The organism is Rahnella sp. BCC 1045 (genome assembly GCF_019049615.1).
Taxonomy (GTDB): Bacteria; Pseudomonadota; Gammaproteobacteria; order Enterobacterales; family Enterobacteriaceae; genus Rahnella; species Rahnella contaminans.
In genome coordinates, this window is record NZ_JAFMOZ010000137.1 from 50,900 (window position 1) to 72,198 (window position 21,299).

General features: G+C 55.6%; 16 protein-coding genes. 11 read left to right on the forward strand and 5 right to left on the reverse strand.

Translation table 11 applies throughout. The features are described from left to right. Positions 1 to 22 precede the first annotated feature (22 nt). The 6 genes from lsrA to lsrG are packed head-to-tail and all read left to right on the forward strand — an operon-like array spanning position 23 to position 5,923. Positions 23 to 1,600, forward strand: a complete 1,578-nt coding sequence (gene lsrA, locus J1782_RS18915) for an autoinducer 2 ABC transporter ATP-binding protein LsrA (RefSeq protein WP_152326926.1) — start codon at positions 23 to 25, stop codon at positions 1,598 to 1,600. Next, the gene (gene lsrC / locus J1782_RS18920) at positions 1,594 to 2,664 is read left to right on the forward strand and encodes an autoinducer 2 ABC transporter permease LsrC (RefSeq protein WP_217153731.1); all 1,071 of its coding nucleotides are present in this window, start codon (positions 1,594 to 1,596) and stop codon (positions 2,662 to 2,664) included. The genes lsrA and lsrC overlap by 7 nt, the downstream gene beginning before the upstream one ends. 4 nt (positions 2,665 to 2,668) lie before the next feature. Further along, positions 2,669 to 3,691: an autoinducer 2 ABC transporter permease LsrD gene (gene lsrD, locus J1782_RS18925; RefSeq protein WP_217153732.1), complete on the forward strand. Its 1,023-nt coding sequence runs from the start codon at positions 2,669 to 2,671 to the stop codon at positions 3,689 to 3,691. 25 nt (positions 3,692 to 3,716) lie between these two features. Next, positions 3,717 to 4,721: an autoinducer 2 ABC transporter substrate-binding protein LsrB gene (gene lsrB, locus J1782_RS18930; RefSeq protein WP_371819801.1), complete on the forward strand. Its 1,005-nt coding sequence runs from the start codon at positions 3,717 to 3,719 to the stop codon at positions 4,719 to 4,721. Positions 4,722 to 4,753: 32 nt separating this feature from the next. Continuing rightward, entirely contained in the window at positions 4,754 to 5,629 is an 876-nt protein-coding gene (gene lsrF, locus J1782_RS18935) for a 3-hydroxy-5-phosphonooxypentane-2,4-dione thiolase (protein ID WP_152326930.1), read from the forward strand. Between the two features lie 3 nt (positions 5,630 to 5,632). Further along, positions 5,633 to 5,923 carry a (4S)-4-hydroxy-5-phosphonooxypentane-2,3-dione isomerase gene (gene lsrG / locus J1782_RS18940; RefSeq protein ID WP_152326931.1) on the forward strand — a complete coding sequence of 97 codons (291 nt, stop codon included), beginning with the start codon at positions 5,633 to 5,635 and terminating at the stop codon, positions 5,921 to 5,923. 305 nt (positions 5,924 to 6,228) lie between these two features. Here lsrG and xylB read toward each other — a convergent pair whose 3' ends face one another. Together xylB and xylA are read right to left on the reverse strand one after the other, a co-directional pair. Next, positions 6,229 to 7,680: a xylulokinase gene (xylB, locus tag J1782_RS18945; protein ID WP_217153734.1), complete on the reverse strand. Its 1,452-nt coding sequence runs from the start codon at positions 7,678 to 7,680 to the stop codon at positions 6,229 to 6,231. Positions 7,681 to 7,819: 139 nt separating this feature from the next. Beyond that, entirely contained in the window at positions 7,820 to 9,139 is a 1,320-nt protein-coding gene (gene xylA, locus J1782_RS18950) for a xylose isomerase (RefSeq protein WP_217153735.1), read from the reverse strand. A gap of 383 nt (positions 9,140 to 9,522) precedes the next feature. Between xylA and xylF the strand changes: the two genes are divergently transcribed. From xylF to xylR, 4 genes are all read left to right on the forward strand, one after another. After that, on the forward strand, positions 9,523 to 10,515 hold the full coding sequence (gene xylF / locus J1782_RS18955; protein WP_152327189.1) for a D-xylose ABC transporter substrate-binding protein: 993 nt from the start codon (positions 9,523 to 9,525) through the stop codon (positions 10,513 to 10,515). Positions 10,516 to 10,582: 67 nt separating this feature from the next. Further along, positions 10,583 to 12,124 (forward strand): xylose ABC transporter ATP-binding protein, encoded by a 1,542-nt coding sequence (locus J1782_RS18960; RefSeq protein ID WP_165057914.1) that lies wholly within the window; start codon positions 10,583 to 10,585, stop codon positions 12,122 to 12,124. Then, complete coding sequence (xylH, locus tag J1782_RS18965) at positions 12,117 to 13,316, forward strand: xylose ABC transporter permease XylH (RefSeq protein WP_152326935.1); 1,200 nt, start codon at positions 12,117 to 12,119, stop codon at positions 13,314 to 13,316. The genes J1782_RS18960 and xylH overlap by 8 nt, the downstream gene beginning before the upstream one ends. 188 nt (positions 13,317 to 13,504) lie before the next feature. Further along, positions 13,505 to 14,692: a D-xylose utilization transcriptional activator XylR gene (gene xylR, locus J1782_RS18970; protein ID WP_152326936.1), complete on the forward strand. Its 1,188-nt coding sequence runs from the start codon at positions 13,505 to 13,507 to the stop codon at positions 14,690 to 14,692. A gap of 90 nt (positions 14,693 to 14,782) precedes the next feature. Here xylR and yicI read toward each other — a convergent pair whose 3' ends face one another. From yicI to J1782_RS18985, 3 genes are all read right to left on the reverse strand, one after another. Continuing rightward, on the reverse strand, positions 14,783 to 17,107 hold the full coding sequence (gene yicI / locus J1782_RS18975; protein ID WP_217153736.1) for an alpha-xylosidase: 2,325 nt from the start codon (positions 17,105 to 17,107) through the stop codon (positions 14,783 to 14,785). A gap of 106 nt (positions 17,108 to 17,213) precedes the next feature. Next, on the reverse strand, positions 17,214 to 18,581 hold the full coding sequence (locus J1782_RS18980; protein WP_217153737.1) for a glycoside-pentoside-hexuronide family transporter: 1,368 nt from the start codon (positions 18,579 to 18,581) through the stop codon (positions 17,214 to 17,216). 182 nt (positions 18,582 to 18,763) lie between these two features. After that, positions 18,764 to 19,837: a sugar ABC transporter substrate-binding protein gene (locus tag J1782_RS18985; RefSeq protein ID WP_165057910.1), complete on the reverse strand. Its 1,074-nt coding sequence runs from the start codon at positions 19,835 to 19,837 to the stop codon at positions 18,764 to 18,766. A gap of 297 nt (positions 19,838 to 20,134) precedes the next feature. Between J1782_RS18985 and J1782_RS18990 the strand changes: the two genes are divergently transcribed. Further along, a complete protein-coding gene (locus tag J1782_RS18990) occupies positions 20,135 to 21,286 on the forward strand; it encodes a PQQ-dependent sugar dehydrogenase (RefSeq protein WP_217153738.1) in 1,152 nt (383 codons plus the stop codon). The last annotated feature ends 13 nt before the right edge of the window (positions 21,287 to 21,299 follow it).

The following is a 21,299-nucleotide window of genomic DNA, read 5'->3' on the forward strand; positions in this document are numbered from 1 at the left end:
GTATCCGGCCTGAGGTTGATGTATGCAACACAGCGAGCATTCAGCACATTCCCCGATATCTGCCGCGCCACTGCTGGAAGTGAGCGGTGTCAGTAAAAGCTTTTCCGGCGTGGCGGTGCTGAAAGATATCGATTTCAGCCTGCAACGTGGAGAAGTGCATGCGCTGCTCGGCGGCAATGGCGCGGGGAAATCCACGCTGATGAAAATCATTGCCGGTGTTGAAACCGCAGACTGCGGCAGGATGCTGTTAAACGGTGAACCGCTGCTGGCACGCTCGCCTGCGAAAGCACATCAGGCCGGAATCTATCTGGTGCCGCAGGAACCGATGCTATTTCCCAGCCTGACCGTGCGCGAAAACATCCTCTTCCGTTTACCGGCGCATCAGAACAGCGAGAAAAAGCTGCAACAAACCCTGACGGAACTGGGCTGCAATCTGCCGCTCGGCGCGCTGGCGGGCACATTAGAAGTCGCCGATCAGCAACTGGTGGAAATCCTGCGCGGGCTGATGCGCGACGCCCGTCTGCTGATCCTCGATGAACCGACCGCCTCGCTGACACCGGCGGAATCCGCCCGCTTATTCACTCAGGTTCGTCATCTGACGGCCGGCGGCGTGGGAGTGGTGTTTATCTCGCACAAACTGCCTGAGATCCGCGCCATCAGTGACCGTGTCAGCGTCATGCGCGACGGCAAAATTGCCCTGAGCGGTACGCTCACCGAAGTGGATAACGACGCCTTAATTCGTGCCATTACACCCCACACGCAGGATGCCGCCTTACCGGCAGAACAAAAACTGTGGCTGGATTTACCCGGCACGCGTCGCCAGGCGTCAGCAGGAAACAGGGGGGTGAGCGAGCCGGTTTTAGAGGTGCTTAATCTCACCGGTGAAGGGTTTATCAATATTTCCTTTAGCGTCCGCGCCGGGGAAATCGTCGGGCTGGCAGGCGTTGTGGGGGCAGGGCGCACCGAACTGGCGGAAACGCTTTACGGCCTGCGTGATGCCCAAAGTGGTCAGGTTCTTCTGATGCAGCAAGACATCAGCGGGCTGAATACCGTACAACGCCTGAAAAAGGGGCTGGTTTATCTGCCGGAAGACCGGCAGGCGTCCGGCTTATACCTTGATGCGCCGCTGAGCTGGAACACCACGTCGCTGACGTTTAACCGGCAAAGCTGGTGGCTGAATATCAAACGTGAAGCGGCGGTACTGGAGCGTTATCACCGCGCGCTGGGCATCAGATATCGCGACGGCGCACAAACGGCGCGCACGCTCTCCGGCGGGAATCAGCAAAAACTGCTCATTGCCAAATGTCTGGAAGCGCAACCGGCGGTGCTGATTGTCGATGAACCGACGCGCGGCGTTGACGTTGCCGCCCGCGCCGACATCTATCAGCTGTTGCGAAACGTCGTGGAACAGAACGTCGCGGTCATTCTGATTTCATCGGATCTGGACGAAATAGAAGGGCTGGCCGACCGCGTTTTCGTCATGCATCAGGGCGAAATGAGTGGCGAATTGCAGGGCAGTGAAATCAACGTTAACAACATCATGCACATTGCCTTTGGTAATCATCCCCAGACGGCAGACACCGGAGGAACCTCATGCTGAAGCGGATCCAAAACAACCGTGAACTGACCGCGCTGATGGCGATTATTGCGCTGTTTGCGCTGCTCGGGGTGATGGACAACCAGTCGTTCAGCTTCCAGACGCTGAGCATGATTTTCGGCAGCGCGCAGATCCTGATGCTGCTGGCGATGGGCGCAACGCTGGTCATGCTGACGCGCAACATAGACGTCTCGGTAGGGTCAATCACCGGCCTTTGCGCGGTGACGCTCGGCGTTTTGCTTAACAGCGGCGTTGACCTGACGCTGGCTTGCCTGCTGACGCTCGGCACCGGTTTGCTGGCGGGATTGTTCAACGGCGTACTGGTCGCCTGGCTGCGCATCCCGGCAATTGTCGCCACGCTGGGGACACTCGGTTTATACCGCGGCCTGATGCTGCTCATGACCGGCGGTAAATGGATTGAAGGCTTACCCGCCGGGCTGAAATCCCTGTCGGCCCCGGTGTTTCTTAACGTCTCCGCGCTCGGCTGGCTGGTGATTGTTCTGCTGGTGGCGATGTTCTGTGTACTCAGCCGGACGGCGTTTGGCCGCAGCTTTTACGCGGTGGGCGATAACTTACAGGGCGCACGCCAGCTCGGCGTGGCGGTTAACCGGGTGCGCATTCTCGCGTTTGGCATCAACGGCGTGATGGCCGCCATCGCGGGGATTGTTTTCGCCTCGCAAATCGGTTTCGTGCCTAACCAGACCGGCAGCGGGCTGGAAATGAAAGCCATCGCGGCCTGCGTACTGGGCGGGATCAGCCTGCTCGGCGGTACCGGTTCGATTCTCGGTGCAGTGCTGGGCGCGTACTTCCTGACGCAAATCGACAGCGTTCTGGTGTTGCTGCGCCTGCCTGCCTGGTGGAACGATTTTATCGCCGGACTGGTATTGCTCGGCGTTCTGGTGCTCGACGGTCGGTTGCGGCAGGCCTTGCAGAAAAACCTGCGCCGCCAGAAATATGCCCGTTTTCTGGCAGCCAGCCCGCCGGTTCAAAAGAAATCTGCCGGATATAAAAGCCAGCAGCCGAAACATCTCACACGCCGGTTAAGCACCGGTAAAAAAGCGGGGTGATGTGATGAATTCCTTACGCAACTACGGCTGGGAAGCAGCATTACTGGTACTGCTGATCCTTGAAATTGCGCTATTCGGCATCGCAAACCCGCGCATGCTGGATGCCAATACGCTGCTGTTCAGCACCAGCGACTTCATCACTATCGGCATTGTGGCGCTGCCGTTAACGCTGGTGATTGTCAGCGGTGGCATTGATATTTCGTTCGGTTCGACCATCGGATTGTGTGCCATCGCGCTGGGCGTGTTGTGTCAGGCGGGGATTCCGCTGGTGGTCGCTATCATTCTGACGCTCGCGCTCGGTCTGGCCTGCGGCCTGCTCAATGCGGCACTCATTCTTTATACCGGCGTCAATCCGCTGGTGATCACCCTCGGCACGCTATACCTGTTTGGCGGCAGCGCCTTACTGCTTTCCGGGCTGGCGGGCGCGACCGGTTTTGAAGGAATCGGTAACTTCCCGGATGCGTTTACAAATTTTGCGAATCAGGTGATTTTCGGCCTGCCGATGCCACTGCTGATTTTTCTGCTCGCCACGCTGTTTTTCTGGCTGCTGATGCACCGCAGCCGCACCGGCCGCAACGTCTTTCTTATCGGCCAGAATGCCCGCGTGGCACGCTACGGCGCGCTGCCGGTCAGCCGCACGGTGTTTGCGTTATACGGCATGACCGGGCTGGCGTCGGCGTTGGCGGCGATCGTCATGACCTCCTATTTCGGTTCCGCGCGTTCTGATCTCGGCGTCTCCTTGCTGATGCCCGCGATCACCGCCGTGGTGTTAGGCGGAGCCAATATTTACGGCGGCTCAGGTTCCATTCTCGGCACGGCGCTGGCGACGCTGCTGATCGGGTACTTACAGCAGGGTTTGCAGATGATCGGCGTATCCAGCCAGGTGTCCAGCGCGCTTTCGGGTGCGCTGCTGATTCTGGTGGTGATTGGCCGTTCTGCCAGCCTCAACCGTGGTCTTATCCGCAGTGTTTTCCAGCGTTATCGCCAGCGCGGGTCTGCGTCTTCTCCTTCTTTATCCACCAAATGAACCGGGGTGCAAGATGAATACAAAAATGCTGAAAACCATGCTGATCGCCAGCGCCGTGAGCCTTGCGTGCCTGAGCGCGCAGGCCGCTGAACGTATCGCGTTTATCCCGAAACTGGTGGGTGTCGGCTATTTCACCAGCGGTGGCAACGGCGCAACGGCGGCGGGCAAGGCGCTGGGCGTCGATGTCACTTACGATGGCCCGACCGAACCGAGCGTGTCCGGTCAGGTGCAGATGATCAATAACTTCGTCAATCAGGGCTACAACGCCATTGTGGTGGCGGCGGTTTCTCCGGACGGCCTGTGCCCTGCGCTCAAACGCGCCATGCAGCGCGGCGTGAAAGTGCTGACCTGGGATTCCGACACCAAACCGGAGTGCCGCTCAATTTACATCAATCAGGGCACACCGCAGCAGCTCGGTTCCCTGCTGGTCGATATGACCTCCAGCCAGGTCACCAAAGAAAAAGCCAAAGTGGCGTTCTTCTACTCCAGCCCGACGGTCACCGACCAGAACCAGTGGGTGAAAGAGGCGAAAGCCAAAATCGCCAAAGAGCATCCGGGCTGGGAGGTGGTCACCACGCAGTATGGCTATAACGACGCCACCAAATCACTGCAAACCGCCGAAGGGATCCTCAAATCTTATAGCGATCTGGACGCCATTATCGCGCCGGATGCCAACGCATTACCGGCCGCCGCGCAGGCGGCAGAAAACCTTAAACGCACCAATGTGACCATTGTCGGCTTCAGCACACCAAACGTTATGCGCCCGTACGTTGAGCGCGGCACGGTGAAACAGTTCGGCCTGTGGGACGTGGTCAGTCAGGGCAAAATTTCGGTTTACGTCGCCGATCAGTTACTGAAAAAAGGCGAGCTTAACGTGGGTGACAAGCTGGATGTGCCGGGCGTCGGAGCGGTGGAAGTGGTGCCGAACAGCGTGCAGGGCTACCAGTATGAGGCCAAAGGCAACGGCATCGTGTTATTGCCTGAGCGCGTGGTCTTCACCAAAGACAACATTGCGAAATACGATTTCTGACGATAACGGTTTGCAGCTAAGGAGATACTGAAATGGCAGATTTGGACGATATCAGAGACGGTAAAAACTTCGGCATCGGTACGCCGCAGGATAACCATGCGTTTTTCCTCAAGGGCAGCGGACAGCTCGACTGGGGAATGCAGTCGCGGCTGGCGCGGATTTTTAATCCGGATTCCGGCCGGACCGTCATGCTGGCGTTTGATCACGGATATTTTCAGGGGCCGACCACCGGCCTCGAACGCATCGACATCAATATTGCGCCGCTGTTTCCGCATACCGATGTGCTGATGTGTACCCGCGGCGTGCTGCGCAGCGTGGTGCCCGCCGCCATCAATAAACCGATCGTGATGCGTGCCTCCGGCGGCAATTCGATCCTGACTGAGCTTTCCAACGAAACGGTGGCGGTCGCCATTGAAGACGCGCTGCGCCTGAACGTTGCCGCGATGGCCGCACAGGTTTACATCGGCAGCGAACACGAACATCAGTCGATTAAAAACATCATTCAGCTGGTGGATCAGGGGATGCGTTACGGCATGCCGACGATGGCGGTCACCGGCGTCGGCAAAGACATGGCGCGCGACCAGCGTTATTTCTCTCTGGCAACGCGCATTGCGGCAGAAATGGGCGCGAACATCATCAAAACTTACTACGTGGACAGCGGTTTCGAGCGCATCGCCGCCGGTTGTCCGGTACCGATTGTAATTGCCGGAGGTAAGAAACTGCCGGAACGCGAGGCCCTGGAAATGTGTTATCAGGCCATCGATCAGGGCGCATCGGGTGTGGATATGGGCCGCAACATCTTCCAGTCTGAATCGCCGGTCGCCATGCTGCACGCGGTCAAAGCGGTGGTGCATGAAAACGCCAGCGTGGCGCATGCCTACGAACTGTTCCTGAGTGAAAAGGGGTAAATCATGGAAGTGACGCTGGTTGAGATTAATGTGAAACCGGACAAAATTGACGAATTCCTGGAAGTGTTTCACGCCAATCATCTGGGCGCGGTAAAAGAAGAGGGCAACCTGCGGTTTGACGTGTTGCAGGATGAACACGAACCGACAAAGTTCTTCATCTACGAAGCCTACCGGGATAATGAAGCGGTGCTGGCGCACAAGAAAACGCCACATTATCTGAAATGCGTGGAGGCGCTGGAGGGGATCATGTCGGAGCCGAGGAAGAAAACGGTGTTTAAAGGCATATATCCGTAAGTGCCGGTCAACACCTTGGGCTCGCCGCCCAAACTGGCCCAGAGGGCGCGTAAGCGCGCACCCTCTGGACTCCCGCGCTTTTTCACTGCGCGCTTCCGCTCGCTGGCTATTTTCCAGCGGCTCCGGCTATTGCCGCAAAATCCCGCCGCTGCGCGGTTCCTTCCATTCGGATTACAAACCGCGCGAAAAAATACGCGGTTTTCCACCTCTGGTCGGTTTCGGCGCGAACCGCTGAGTGAACACCGCAATTGAAAAACCGAAATATTCTCGGTCAGCTACGAATTGCCACGATGGTCAATCTACCATCACATCAGCCCCTCAAGCCTCACATACAACTCCCTGAAGACTTCGCGTCGCGCGAGATAATCTGTGTGCTTAGCCATGTCCGGCTCATGAACCTGCTCCAGCGGCAGCGGTGGTAAAAACTCTGCCAGCGGTTTACGGGCATTCACGGCGATCTGCGCCAGTCTCGCTGCCCCCAGTGCCGGGCCGACATCCCCGCCGGTGCGGTACTCCAGCGTTTCACCGCTGATGTCTGCCAGCATCTGCCGCCAGTAAGGGCTGCGCGCGCCGCCGCCAATCAGGATGATGCTGTGCGGTTTCAGGCCGGCGGCGTGAAGCACATCCATGCCGTCGGCCAGTGCAAAACCGACGCCTTCCAGTACGGCGCGGGCGATATCCGACTGGCCGTGCTCATGCGTCAGGCCAAACAGCGTGCCTTTGGCATTCGGGTTGTTGTGCGGTGTGCGCTCACCGGAAAGATACGGCAGGAACCAGACCGGGGAAGCGGCAGGGGGCGTTTTTTCGGCGAGGCTGATAAGTTCACCCACGGAGGCGGTGCCGGTGAGTTTTGCTGCCCAATCCAGACAGGACGCGGCGCTGAGCATCACGGACATCAGGTGCCAGGTATCGGGCAGGGCATGGCAGAAACTGTGGACGGCCTGCTGCGGATTACTGAGAAAACCGTCGCTGACCGCGAAGTAAACGCCGGATGTGCCCAGCGATAACATGGCTTGCCCGGTTTTATAGAGGCCGACGCCCACCGCGCCCGCCGCGTTATCGCCACCGCCCGCAATCACCGGTACGGAATCCATTTTCCAGCGTGACGCGAGTTCCGGTAACAAGTGGCCGGTGATCTGATTGCCTTCAAACAGCGCGGGCATATGATCACGCGTGAGGCCGGTGGCGGCCAGCAACGTTTCGCTCCAGTCGCGTTTTGCGACGTCCAGCCACATTGTGCCCGCCGCGTCTGACATATCGCTGGCGAAAACGCCGGTCATCAGCCAGCGCAGATAATCTTTGGGTAATAAAACCTTATCGATTTTCGCAAATAATTCAGGTTCATTCTCACGCAGCCAAAGCAGCTTCGGCGCGGTAAAACCCGGCATCATCAGGTTGCCGGTGATCTGGCGCGAATCGGGGACGTTTTTTTCCAGTGTTTCGCACTGGCTGGAGCTGCGGCCATCGTTCCATAAAATCGCCGGGCGTAAAACCTGCTGATGAGCATCAAGCACAGTGGCACCGTGCATCTGGCCGGTCAGCCCGAGGGCTTTGACGTCTTTGAGCGCGTGTGTTTTGGCAAGCGCAGTCACCGCTTTATCCGTTGCGGCCCACCAGTCGGCAGGATTTTGTTCAGACCATAACGGGTGCGGACGGGAAAGGGTTAACGCCTCACTGTGGCTGGCAACAACCTGACCTTCTTCGCTGAGTAAAATGGCTTTCACGCCAGAGGTGCCCAGATCCAGACCAAGATACATACATTTTCCTTTTTCCTGCTACACGCAGGGCGGTGATGACAACATGGGCGCGCGGGAGAAGGTTGATGGGTTAACCCGTTTCCTGAACGTTCCATGCCCTGCAAACCTCGGGCAGCAGGGCGTTTTCCATCCTGGTAAATTAACCAAACAGATAACGGTTAACCAGATTTTCGAGACGTTCCTGCTGGCCGCTCTGATGCTGAGGCGCTAACGCATGTTGCTGCGCGTAGTGGCTCAGGGACTCCAGCGACATTTTACCTTGCAGGATCTGCTGACCGAACTCGGTGTTCCAGCCCGCGTAACGCTGTGCGACGTGTTTATCCAGCTCGCGGCTTTCAATCATGCGCGCGGCGACTTTAAGCGCCAGCGCCATGGTGTCCATGCCGCCGATATGACCGTAGAACAGGTCATATTTGTCGGTGCTCTGACGACGTACTTTGGAATCGAAGTTCAGGCCGCCGGTGGTGAAGCCGCCCGCTTTAATGATTTCATACATCACCAGCGCGTTTTCTTCGACGCTGTTCGGGAACTGGTCGGTATCCCAGCCGCACTGCGGGTCGCCGCGGTTGGCATCCACGGAACCGAAGATCCCCAGCGCAATCGCATTGGCAATCTCATGATGGAAGGAATGACCCGCCAGCGTGGCGTGGTTAGCTTCGATGTTCACTTTGATCTCTTTTTCCAGCCCAAATTGTTTCAGGAAACCGTATACAGAAGCCACGTCATAATCGTACTGATGTTTGGTCGGTTCCTGCGGTTTTGGTTCGATAAGCAACGTGCCATGAAAACCGATTTTGTGCTTGTGTTCAACGACCATTTGCATGAAGCGGCCAAGCTGTTCGCGTTCCTGGCGCAGGTCAGTATTGAGCAGGGTTTCGTAACCTTCACGGCCACCCCACAACACGTAATTTTCGCCGCCCAGTTGTTGGGTGGCGTTCATCGCGTGAACCACCTGTGTGGCTGCCCAGCTGTAGATTTCCGGATTGGGATTGGTGGCCGCACCCGCACCGTAGCGGGGATTGGTGAAGCAGTTAGCCGTGCCCCACAAAAGTTTTACGCCGCTGGATTCCTGTTTTTGCGCCAGAACGTCGGTCATGATAGCGAAGTTATTAATGTATTCTTTGACCGTTGCGCCTTCCGGCGAGACATCGACATCGTGGAAGCAGTAGTAAGGGACGTTCAGTTTTTTGAAGAATTCGAAAGCCACGTCGGCTTTACGTTTTGCCAGTTCCAGCGCATCACCGGGTTGCTGCCACGGGCGGTCAAAAGCGCCCACGCCGAACATATCGTTACCATTCCAGCAGAATGTGTGCCAGTAACACGCCGCAAAACGCAGATGCTCAGCCATGGTTTTGCCGAGGATCACTTCTTCAGGGTTGTAATGACGGAATGCCAGCGGGTTAGTGCTGTTAGCACCTTCGTAGCGAACGGCGTCGAGCTTGTCGAAATATGCGTGCATTGAATAACTCCTTGAAAACGGGCCCAGCGGGACTGGGAGGCTGAGCTTCTATCTTCGGAGTTGACGGCGCTTCTCACAATTACGTTATTTCACACTCAAATTAATAGAATTATTAAGTGTGCGTCAGATCGCATAAATAAGCCGTTCTGTTTAGCGTTTTTATTCGTTCTCCATGATGCCTCGAGAATAATTGCACTTATGTTGTGTTTATTACAATCAAACCATGATCCCCATCATAATTCCGAGAATAAACAAAAAAACATAACGCAGTGATTAAAATCTGCAATTGCCGATTAATAACCCAGCGTCAACAATCTTTGGGTCATTTCTGTACGAGTTTCTCTGTATCTGCCGCTTCTTATTCTTATAAAAGGTCTGACATGATGAAAATGAATAAAATAATTCTTTCTGCCTGTGCCGCTTTAGTATTGTTCAGCCAGTCAGGGCTCGCGAAAGAAATTAAAATTGGTATGGCAATTGATGACTTACGTTTAGAGCGCTGGCAAAAAGACCGCGATATTTTCGTGGCTAAAGCCAAAACGCTGGGCGCGGATGTTTTTGTTCAGTCTGCTAATGGCAATGAAGAAACACAGATGGCGCAGATCGAGAATATGATTAACCGGGGCGTCGATGTGCTGGTCATCATTCCTTATAACGGTGAAGTGCTGAGCAACGTGATAGCCGAAGCCAGGCGTGAAGGCATCAAAGTGCTGGCCTATGACCGCATGATCAACAACGCCGATATCGATTTTTATATCTCGTTTGATAACGAAAAAGTGGGCGAGCTTCAGGCGCAAAGCCTGGTAGACCGCGTGCCGCAGGGTAATTACTTCCTGATGGGCGGCTCGCCAGTGGATAACAACGCCAAGCTGTTCCGCGCAGGGCAAATGAAAGTGCTGAATCCGTTAATCAAAGACGGAAAGATCAAAGTGGTCGGCGATCAGTGGGCCGACGGCTGGCTACCGGAGAATGCGCTGAAGATCATGGAAAACGCGCTGACAGCCAATAACAACAAGATTGATGCGGTTGTGGCGTCCAACGATGCCACGGCGGGCGGTGCGGTTCAGGCCTTATCCGCACAGGGTCTGGCGGGCAAAGTTGCCATTTCCGGGCAGGACGCGGATCTGGCCGCTATCAAACGTATCGAAGCTGGCACACAGACCATGACGGTGTATAAACCCATCACAAAACTGGCCAACGATGCGGCGGAAATTGCTGTTCAGTTAGGCAAGGGGGAAACACCAAAATCTAACGCCACGTTAAATAACGGGAAAAAAGAAGTTCCTTCTTATTTATTAACACCGATTCAGGTCGATAAAAATAATATCGAAAGTACCGTGGTGGCTGACGGATTCCATAAAAAATCCGACCTTTAATTTTTCAATATTTTCTATGAAAACAACACGTCTTTGCGGCGTGTTGTTTTTATCAGGATAAAATACTATGCCAGAGAAATATGAAAAATCAGCCCTGCTGGATATGCGCAATATCACCAAGAAATTTGGCGCGGTCAAAGCCGTAGATAATATCAGCCTGACGTTATCGGCCGGGGAAGTGTTATCACTGTGCGGAGAGAATGGATCCGGTAAATCCACATTAATGAAAGTGTTATGCGGTATTTATCCCGGCGGCACGTATGAAGGGGAAATTTATTTCGCAGGGGAGCGTCTGACCGCAAAAGGGATACGCGATACCGAACAAAAAGGGATTGCGATTATTCATCAGGAGCTGGCGCTGGTGAAACAACTCAGCGTGCTGGAAAACATGTTTCTGGGTAACGAGTGGGGCCGTTACGGAATGCTTGATACTGACAATATGTATTTGCGCTGCCAGCGCATGCTGGCGCAGGTGAAGCTGGATATCGACCCGCATACGCCGGTGGGTGAACTCGGCCTGGGTCAGCGTCAACTGGTGGAAATCGCCAAAGCGCTGAACAAACAGGTGCGTTTGCTGGTGCTGGATGAACCGACCGCGTCGCTTACCGAAAGCGAAACGGCCGTGCTTCTCGATATTATCCGCGACCTGAGGCATCACGATATCGCCTGTATTTATATTTCGCACAAGCTCAATGAGGTCAAAGCCATTTCGGACAAGCTGTGTGTGATCCGCGACGGTCGGCACATTGCGACCTGTGAGGCTGCCAGCACGTCGGAAAAAGACATTATTTCGATGATGGTAGGGCGTGAGCTGACCGAGCTGTTTCCTCCCCGTGAACGCCAGATTGGCGAGGAAGTGCTCCGCATCGAAAATCTCACGGCCTGGCATCCGGTAAACCGCCACATCAAACGCGTCGATAACGCCGGATTTACCCTGCATAAAGGCGAGGTGCTGGGCGTGGCCGGGCTGGTCGGGGCCGGGAGAACAGAAACGATGGAGTGTTTATTCGGAGTGTATCCGGGACGCTGGAACGGGGATATCTGGCTTGGCGGAGAGAAGGTGGAAATCAGCGGTTGCCGTGACGCCATGCGCCGTGGCCTGGCGATGGTGCCGGAAGATCGCAAACGCGACGGCATTGTGCCGGTAATGGCGGTGGGCAGCAATATCACGCTGGCGGCATTAGACCAGTTCAGCGGCGGTGGTGTGCTGCGCGAAGCGCAGGAACAGCACACCATCAGCGAATCGGTCAGACAGCTCAAGATTAAAACGTCCTCGCCTGAGCTGGCGATTGGTCGTCTCAGCGGCGGTAATCAGCAAAAAGCCATTCTTGCCCGTTGCCTGTTACTCAAACCCAAAATCTTAATTCTCGACGAGCCGACGCGCGGCATCGACGTCGGGGCGAAACATGAAATCTACAAACTGATTGCCCAACTGGCGGCACAGGGGATGGCGATTATTGTCATTTCCTCCGAATTACCCGAAGTGCTGGGGCTCAGCGACCGCATAGTGGTTATGCATCTCGGGCAGGTAAAGGCCTGTCTGGATAACAATAACTTAAGTCAGGAACAGGTTATGGAAGCTGCCCTGAGGAGTGAAGCTCATGTCTAAATTTCCCCAACCGGGAAACCCATCCGCTGCGGCGGGCGAGGGTGAAAACGGCCGTGCATTGTCTGTACCTAAGCTGAAGAGCATCAACCTTCAGGTTTTTGTCATGCTGGCGGCCATCGCAGTGATCATCGTTTTTTTCAGCCTGACAACTGATGGCGCGTATATCAGTGCGCGTAACATTTCCAACCTGCTGCGCCAGACCGCCATCACCGGCATTTTGGCTGTGGGCATGGTCTTTGTGATTATCTCTGCCGAAATCGATTTGTCCGTCGGTTCGATGATGGGCCTGCTCGGTGGCGCAGCGGCCATTTTTGACGTCTGGTTAGGCTGGCCGTTACCGGTGACCATTATCGTCACGCTGGCACTGGGACTGCTACTGGGTGCATGGAACGGCTGGTGGGTGGCTTACCGCAAAGTGCCTTCGTTTATCGTAACCCTCGCCGGAATGCTGGCGTTTCGTGGCATTCTGATTGGGATCACCAGCGGGACGACGGTTGCACCGACCACGCCGGCGATGTCCTTAATCGGCCAGAGTTATCTGCCCGATTCCTTCGGCTTTGGCATCGGCGCAGTTGCTTTAGCGTTGTTTATCGGCTGGCAATGGCGCCGCCGTAACCAGCGTGCTGCGCTCGGCCTGCCGGTCACGGCGGCGAAAAGCCACGTCACCCGTCAGGCGCTGACTGCAATTATTGCGCTGGGCGCGATTTATCTGCTCAACGATTATCGCGGCGTACCGACGCCGGTGCTGATTCTGGTGGCGCTGATGCTCGGCGGAATGTTCATGGCATCGCGCACGTCCTTTGGCCGCCGTATTTATGCTATTGGCGGCAACATCGAAGCCGCCAGACTGTCGGGTGTTAACGTCGAGCGCAGTAAGCTGGCGGTATTTGCCATCAACGGCCTGATGGTGGCGATTGCCGGGTTAATTCTGAGCTCACGTCTGGGCGCAGGTTCGCCATCTGCAGGTAACATTGCTGAGCTTGATGCGATTGCGGCCTGTGTCATTGGCGGCACCAGCCTGGCCGGGGGTGTCGGCAGCGTAGCCGGTGCGGTGATGGGCGCGTTTATCATGGCATCGCTCGATAACGGCATGAGCATGCTCGATGTCCCGACGTTCTGGCAGTACATCGTCAAAGGCGCGATTTTACTGCTGGCGGTGTGGATGGATTCTGCGACTAAGCGCCGCGCATAACACCGCCGGTAAATCGTACGTTTACGGACAGTCACTCACAAAACTCCGAGGAGCTTCACATATTATGATTGCCAACGCCACGCAGAACCGGCGTTGTGCTATTGACCACCAGACCCATGTAACCCGCCCTGTTCATGCGCGCATTTGAACAGGGCTTTAGCCTATTTGATCATCGGTGAGAAACAGGCATGTTTGAGAAACGCTATCGGATCACGCTGTTATTTAACGCGAACAAAGTTTACGACCGTCAGGTTGTGGAAGGCGTTGGCGAATATTTGCAGGCCTCGCAAAGCGACTGGGATATCTTCATTGAAGAGGATTTTCGCTGCCGTATCGACAACATTAAAGACTGGCTGGGCGACGGTGTCATCGCAGACTTTGATGACCGCGAAATTGAAACCCTGCTCGAAGATCTTAACGTGCCGATTGTCGGTGTCGGCGGGTCTTATCATCGGGAAGAAGATTACCCGCCGGTTCACTACATCGCGACCGATAACCACGCGCTGGTCGAAGCCGCGTTTATGCACCTGAAAGAGAAGGGCATCAACCGTTTTGCCTTTTACGGCTTGCCCGATGCGGGCGGAAAACGCTGGGCGCAGGAGCGCGAATTTGCTTTCAGGAAACTGGTATCAGCCGAGCAATATCAGGGCGTGGTGTATCAGGGAATGGAAACCGCACCGGAGAACTGGCAGCACGCGCAAAACCGGCTGGCGGACTGGATACAAACGCTGCCGCAGCAAACCGGCATTATCGCCGTCACCGACGCCCGCGCCCGGCATTTATTGCAGGTCTGTGAACATCTGAATATTCCCGTGCCTGAAAAGCTCAGCGTCATTGGAATCGATAACGAGGAATTAACCCGCTATCTTTCCCGCGTGGCGTTGTCTTCCGTGGTGCAGGGCACGCGGCAGATGGGCTATCGCGCGGCAAAACTTCTGCATCAGTTGCTGGATCAGCGCGACCTGCCGTTGCAGCGCATTCTGGTTCCTCCGGTCAAAGTCGTCGAACGTCGTTCAACGGATTTCCGCTCTTTGCGGGATCCGGCGGTGATTCAGGCGATGCATTACATCCGTTATCACGCTTGTAAAGGCATCAAAGTCGAGCAGGTTCTGGACGCTATCGGCATGTCACGATCTAACCTGGAGAAGCGTTTTAAAGATGAAACCGGGCAAACCATTCACGGCGTGATCCACGAAGAAAAGCTCGACCGCGCCCGTAACCTTCTGGCCGCCACGTCGATTTCCATCAATGAGATCTCGCAAATGTGCGGGTATCCGTCACTGCAATATTTCTATTCAGTATTCAGGAAAGGCTATGAAATGACACCGAAAGAGTACCGCAGTATTCACGGCGAAAGCGTCTATCAGGACGTATAAATCAGAGTGCTAAAGCCAGAAAAAAGCCCCGCGCTGAACTCGCGACGGGGCTGTGTATTAAGGCTGATACGACGGTTTTTATAACGTCATTTATAAAACAATAACAAACTGATGGCTGTCGTGTTCCGGCGTCACGCGTATTCCTTGCGCTGTCGCCGAAGTGGTCGCCAGACTGCATTTCGAGACGCTGTGAATATTGCGCAGGCACAACGTCCAGCCGGTTGCCTGGCCTTCCGTGGTCAGCGTCAGCGTATTACCGCTGCGGTGTGCGTTCAGCGTAAAGACCACATTCCCATGCAGGTCGGTCAGACGGCTCTCAGCAATTGCGCCATCTTCCAGCTCGAACAGATGGAATTCCGGACGCTCGCTGTAGTCGTAATCCGGTTTTTCACTGTTGCTGCCTGTCGCCAGTAACGTGTTCGGGCGGACGTACAGTGGCAGGCTGTCGAAGCCATGCTGCTGACGGTGCCAGCGTGAACCTTGTGCCACCTCGTTGCTGAGCAGGTGCGTCCAGCGGCCCTGAGGCAGATAAAAATCCACGTCGCCTTGTTCACTGAAGACTGGCGCGACCAGCAGGTTATCGCCGAGCATGTATTGCCGGTCGAGATAATCGCAGGCCGGATCTTCCGGGAATTCCAGCATCATGGCGCGCATGACTGGCGTTCCGCTTTTAGCGGCCTGCACTGAGGCCGGATACAGATAGGGCATCAGGCGGCACTTCAGTTGCGTGAACTGGCGCACCACATCGCAGGCTTCGTCGTCATAAACCCAGGGTACACGATAGGATTTACTGCCATGCAGGCGGCTGTGGCTCGACAGCAGGCCGAAGGCGCACCAGCGTTTGTAGATATGCGCCGGTGCGGTGTTTTCGAAACCGCCGATGTCGTGGCTCCAGAACCCGAACCCGGACAACCCGATGGACAGGCCACCGCGCAGGCTTTCCGCCATGGATTCGTAAGTGGCGTAACAGTCGCCGCCCCAGTGAACCGGGAATTGCTGCGCGCCCACGGAGGCCGAACGGGCAAACAACACAGCTTCGGATGCGCCGAGTTTATCCTGCAACGTTTCGTACACCAGCTTGTTGTACACAAACGCGTAATGGTTGTGCATTTTCTGCGGGTCGCAGCCGTCGTGCCAGACCACATCTGTAGGAATGCGCTCGCCGAAGTCTGTCTTGAAGCAATCCACGCCCATATCCACCAGCCGTTTCAGGTGTCCGGCGTACCATTCGCAGGCCTGCGGATTGGTGAAATCGACAATGCCCATCCCGGCCTGCCATTTATCCCACTGCCATACGCGGCCGTCCGGACGTTTGAGCAGATACCCTTTCTCTTTGCCTTCGTGGAACAGCGGAGATTTCTGCCCGATGTACGGGTTTATCCACACGCAGATTTTCAGACCGCGTGCTTTCAGGCGCTGCAACATGCCCTGAGGATCCGGGAAAGTTTGCGGATCCCATTCAAAATCGCACCACTGGAAAGCTTTCATCCAGAAGCAGTCGAAATGGAAAACGTGCAGCGGCAGATTGCGTTCGGCCATGCCGTCGATAAAGCTGTTGACCGTTGCTTCGTCGTAATTGGTGGTGAAGGATGTGGTCAGCCACAGGCCAAATGACCAGGCGGGCGGCAGCGCAGGGCGGCCGGTCAGGCGCGTATAACGGTCGAGTACTTTTTTCGGCGTCGGACCGTCGATGACGAAATATTCGAGGTATTCGCCTTCCACGCTGAACTGCACTTTCGACACTTTCTCGGAACCGACTTCAAACGACACGCTTTCCGGATGGTTCACCAGCACACCGTAGCCGCGGTTTGTCAAATAGAACGGAATGTTTTTGTAGGATTGCTCGGTGCTGGTGCCGCCGTCGCGGTTCCAGGTTTCGACGGTTTGCCCGTTTTTAACCAGCGCGGTGAAGCGTTCTCCCAGCCCGTAAACCGTTTCGCCGACACCCAGATCCAACCGCTCCATCATGTAGGTTTTGTGCGATTTGTTGTCCTGCACGTAACCGTTGGATTTCGCTACGCTGCCGGTAATTCGGCGGCCATCGCGCAGGAAATCGAGCGTCCAGTTATCGCCTTTGGTCACGCGGACGCTCAGCGAACCGCTGTGCAATGCAGCGAATTCCGCATTGTCTTCAAAGCGCAGCTCCGGTGTGTCGGATTGGATTAGCGGATAATGCGGGCCCTTGTCCGTTTCGCCGTCAAAATGGGTAATGCGTACGCCAATCACACCGGTTTGCGGCGAGAAAAAACGCAGCGTAAACAGCGGGGAATCGAGCTGGCTGGCGCGCTCAGAGGCGTCTTTCGGCGCCGCGTAAATCACCATTTCGTTTCCGGCGCGCTGAACTTCGAATACCTGTAAAGGGTGCGTTAAAACTAAACCCTCTTGTATCAACCAGTTGCCGTCACTTATCTTCATTGTGTCCTCCTTTTGCCCTTCATCCTTCGCACTGACTGTGCGTTGGCAGCTGTCGCCTTGATTCAGCACGAATGATTTGGGGCATATTCCGTTAAGTCAAAAAATGTCATTTCATAAATTCTTGCTGATTGCGGCGGATGCCTTGCGCAACTTCGTCAAGGATGCGGCGCAGCAGCGGCGTGCGCAGGATGTAATAACGCTTGCAGATGATCGCGCTCAGCAGGTAACAGGCGGCGGGCACCAGCGTGAACAGCGCGACGATGCAGGCCAGCGTGGTCGCGTTCTGCGTGGCAGCACCGGACTGATAACCGGCACCGGCCAGCATCCAGCCGATCATCGCGCCCGCCAATGCCAGACCGAGTTTGAGTACAAATAAGGTCCCCGCAAAGCTGATGCCGGTCAGGCGTTTGCCGTCGTTCCATTCACCGTAATCCACGGTGTCGGACATCATGACCCACTGAATTGGCGTCACCAGCTGATGCAGTACACCGATAACAAAGATGAACGCAAACATCGCGATGCTGCCATGAACCGGCAGGAAGAACATAGCGACGCTGAGTACGGCAAGAATAGCGTTGGTCCACCAAAACACGCTCACTTTGCATTTCCAGTCGGTGAGCGGTTTGGCGAGTGCGCTGCCGAACAGATTGCCGACGGAATAGACGCCGAGGAACCAGACGAACAGCAGCGGATTGCCGAGAATATAGGTGACGTAATACATCATGGCGCCGCCGCGTACCGCCACGGCGATGATGTTAAGGATGGTCAGCAGTCCCACAATACGCCATTGATCGTTATGCCAGATGTCGCGCAAATCCTCGCGCATGGTGCCGGTCGGTTTGCCCGGATCGATACGCTCTTTGGTCGTGGCAAAACAGATTGCCAGCATGATGGCCGCGACAATCGCCAGTACGGCAATGCCGCCCTGATAACCCAGCGCCTGATTTTCGCCGCCAATGAGTTTTACCAGCGGCATCATCAGCACGGTGCTCAGCATGCCGCCCGCCGTCGCCAGCACGAAGCGGTAGGATTGCAGCGAAATACGCTGTGTCGGGTTCGAGGTAATCACACCGCCGAGTGCGCAATACGGAATGTTGACCACGGTATACATCAGCGTGAGCAGCGTGTAAGTGATGGCGGCGTAGATCATTTTGCCGGTCATGCTCAGTTCCGGCGTGGTGTAGGTGAAGACGCAGACGATGCCGAAAGGGATCGCGCCGAACAGGACGTAAGGGCGGAACTTGCCCCAACGTGTGCGGGTGCGGTCAGCCAGCAATCCCATGCAGGGGTCAGAGATAGCATCGAGTGCGCGGGCCAGCAGGAACATGGTGCCGACGTATCCGGCGGGAATACCGAAAATGTCGGTGTAGAAAAACATCATGTACAGCATGACATTATCAAAAATGATATGACTGGCGGCGTCGCCTAATCCATATCCAATCTTTTCCTTGACCGAAAGGATTTCTGTACTCATTGCTTCAATGTCCATATGAAAAGGGAGAGTACAGGTTTTAACGGTTGTAAGCGGTTGCGGCTATTGAGATTTTTAATTCTGAAATTATGTTTCTTTATTTCTGTGATCGCAGGGGGGAAACGGAGATGCACTGAGGGGATAAGTGATGAAATAACCTCCCGTTTCCGGGAGGTCTGAGGCAATTACTTTTTGTATTTTGCTTCCAGCGTGGCAAACCATGGCGCGGTGAAATCTTCTGATTTCCCCCAGCCCGGAATGATTTTGCTCAGGCCGCTGACGTTCAGGCCATCCGGCTGGCTGACCAGCAGGGATTGCGGAATCGTCTGCGCCGGGAATTCATAAGTCTGCGGCGTTTTTTCACCAGCAATTTTCAGCGCCACAATACGCAGGTTTACTGCGCCGATCAGCTGCGTATCCACCGCCGCCGTGAACAACCAAGGGCTGCCTTTCTCGCGCATCAGTTGCAGATCCTGATTCGAGGCATCAATGCTGTAGAGTTTGATTTCAGTCCGGCCATTTTCTTTCAGCGCTTTGTAAGCCCCCTGGCTGAAGGCATCCCAGGAACCCCAGATGGCATCAATCTGGCCTTTCGGATACTTCGCCAGAATCGCCCCGACTTTGTTGGCGGTGTCGCCCTGAACGTCTGAAGAAACCGCGCCGATAGACTCAAGCTGGTGAATGCCCGGGTTCTCTTTCAGGATGGCTTCGTAAGTTTTCTGGCGGCGTTCCATTGGCGGGAACCCGGCCACCCACAGTTTGATGATGTTGGCTTTGCCGTTGAAATCTTTAACCAGCTGGCCGACGGAGGCTTTCGCCAGAGACGCGTCGTCCTGACGGGTGACGGTGACGCCCGCAATGGTATCCGGGACTTCGGTATCAAACGCTGAAACCGCAATGCCCGCGGCGGCAATGCGTTTTGCCAGCGCTTCGGAATACGGTCCACGGCCCTGCGACAGGATTATTCCGTCGTATTTCTGGCTGATGGCCTGATTCACGAAATCCTGAAACTTGGCGTCGTCGCCGTTACTCAGGAATGTATCGACTTTAAAGCCCAGCGCATGGCCTTGCTTGATGGCTCCCGCGAGAAATTGCGTGGTGTTGTCATCGGAGCCGAGGTTACGGATAACGGCAATGCGCACCGGGCCGTTGTGTTGTGCAATCGCAGCCGGAACCGGTGCCAGCTGGGCATCTGCGGCAAACGCGGGCAGGGCGGAGAACAGGCTAAGCGCCAGCAGGGATGCGGATATTTTTTTCATTATTTAACAACTCCGTCGTCGGGTGCGATGTGTGTTTCACAGGTGTTTTTTGGCATAAAAATTCGGAACAAAAAGAACGGACCAAATTGAGGATGTTTGGAAGTCCGTCTGTCTGGACGTCCATTGTGACAACGCAGTCTACCGGTATGTTAAGAAGTAGGGAATGCTTTGTTGATAGTATATTTCCGGCTGGCGTTATTCCTGTTGGTTATAGAACGCTGAGTGGCGCTGAGCAAAATCAGGTACATGGCCTAAACTGAACATTCAACGCTGATCAACGTCTCCGGGAGAAGCCTGATGTCATATTCTTTCCGCGCTGCCGCTTTATTCATTTTCTCAACCTCACTTCTGGCGGAGAACGCATTTGCCGCACCGAAATCGCCAGTTCCCTTTGCGATTGCCCGCGCGGAGGTCACCGAACTGGCGAAAGGTCTGGATCACCCGTGGTCGCTGGCATTTCTGCCGCAGTCGCAAGGGGCGCTGATTACTGAGCGCAGCGGCCAGCTGCGTCTGTGGCAGCCAGACCAGGCACTTTCCGCGCCGCTCAAAGGCGTGCCGCGCGTGTGGGTCAGCGGGCAGGCGGGGCTGTGGGATGTGCGCCTGTCGCCGGATTTTGCGAACAACCGCCGGGTTTATCTCTCTTTCGCGCAGCCGGGTGAAAAGGGCGAGCCTCACGCGGCGCTCGGCTATGGCACGTTGTCGGCAGACAAGCAAAGTCTGACGGATTTTAAAGTGATTTTTGTGCAGCAACCGGCGCTGGAAAGCGGCATTAATCTGGGCGGGCGCATGGCTTTCGATGCGCAGGGCAATATTTTCCTGTCAGTCGGGGATAATAATCAGCGCCTCAACGCTCAGCACCTGAATCAGCTGCAAGGCAAGATTTTGCGTCTGACGCCGGAAGGTGGCATTCCGCAGGATAATCCGTTTGCAGGTGACAAAAACGCGAAGCCGGAGATCTGGACTTACGGCAACCGCAATCCGCAGGGGCTGGCGGTGAATCCGTGGAGCGGTGCGTTATGGGAAACGGAGCACGGGCCGCGCGGCGGGGACGAGGTGAACCTGCTGAAAGCGGGAAAAAATTACGGCTGGCCGCTGGCGACGTTTGGGATTAACTATTCCGGGCAGCCTATCCCGGAAGCGAAAGGCACCACGCTGGCGGGCGCTGAAGATCCGATTTATTACTGGGCAATTTCTCCGGCGCTGAGCGGCATGGCATTTTATAACGCGCAGAAATTCCCGCAGTGGAAAAACTCGCTGTTTGCGGGCGCGCTGGCCGGGAAATCGCTGATCCGTCTGACCGTAGACGGCGAAAAAATTACCCATGAAGAACGTCTGCTAAGCGACCGCAATGAGCGTATTCGCGAAGTACAGGTCGGGCCGGACGGTTTTGTTTATGTGCTGACGGATGAAAGTGACGGGAAACTGCTGAAGGTGTCGCCGGGCCAGTAACTGCCGGATGCTA

Coding starts and splice junctions, on each gene's coding strand:
- lsrA (WP_152326926.1), top strand. CDS start 23: ATGCAACACAGCGAGCATTCAGCACATTCCCCGATATCTGCCGCGCCA.
- lsrC (WP_217153731.1), top strand. CDS start 1,594: ATGCTGAAGCGGATCCAAAACAACCGTGAACTGACCGCGCTGATGGCG.
- lsrD (WP_217153732.1), top strand. CDS start 2,669: ATGAATTCCTTACGCAACTACGGCTGGGAAGCAGCATTACTGGTACTG.
- lsrB (WP_371819801.1), top strand. CDS start 3,717: ATGCTGAAAACCATGCTGATCGCCAGCGCCGTGAGCCTTGCGTGCCTG.
- lsrF (WP_152326930.1), top strand. CDS start 4,754: ATGGCAGATTTGGACGATATCAGAGACGGTAAAAACTTCGGCATCGGT.
- lsrG (WP_152326931.1), top strand. CDS start 5,633: ATGGAAGTGACGCTGGTTGAGATTAATGTGAAACCGGACAAAATTGAC.
- xylB (WP_217153734.1), bottom strand. CDS start 7,680: ATGTATCTTGGTCTGGATCTGGGCACCTCTGGCGTGAAAGCCATTTTA.
- xylA (WP_217153735.1), bottom strand. CDS start 9,139: ATGCACGCATATTTCGACAAGCTCGACGCCGTTCGCTACGAAGGTGCT.
- xylF (WP_152327189.1), top strand. CDS start 9,523: ATGAAAATGAATAAAATAATTCTTTCTGCCTGTGCCGCTTTAGTATTG.
- J1782_RS18960 (WP_165057914.1), top strand. CDS start 10,583: ATGCCAGAGAAATATGAAAAATCAGCCCTGCTGGATATGCGCAATATC.
- xylH (WP_152326935.1), top strand. CDS start 12,117: ATGTCTAAATTTCCCCAACCGGGAAACCCATCCGCTGCGGCGGGCGAG.
- xylR (WP_152326936.1), top strand. CDS start 13,505: ATGTTTGAGAAACGCTATCGGATCACGCTGTTATTTAACGCGAACAAA.
- yicI (WP_217153736.1), bottom strand. CDS start 17,107: ATGAAGATAAGTGACGGCAACTGGTTGATACAAGAGGGTTTAGTTTTA.
- J1782_RS18980 (WP_217153737.1), bottom strand. CDS start 18,581: ATGAGTACAGAAATCCTTTCGGTCAAGGAAAAGATTGGATATGGATTA.
- J1782_RS18985 (WP_165057910.1), bottom strand. CDS start 19,837: ATGAAAAAAATATCCGCATCCCTGCTGGCGCTTAGCCTGTTCTCCGCC.
- J1782_RS18990 (WP_217153738.1), top strand. CDS start 20,135: ATGTCATATTCTTTCCGCGCTGCCGCTTTATTCATTTTCTCAACCTCA.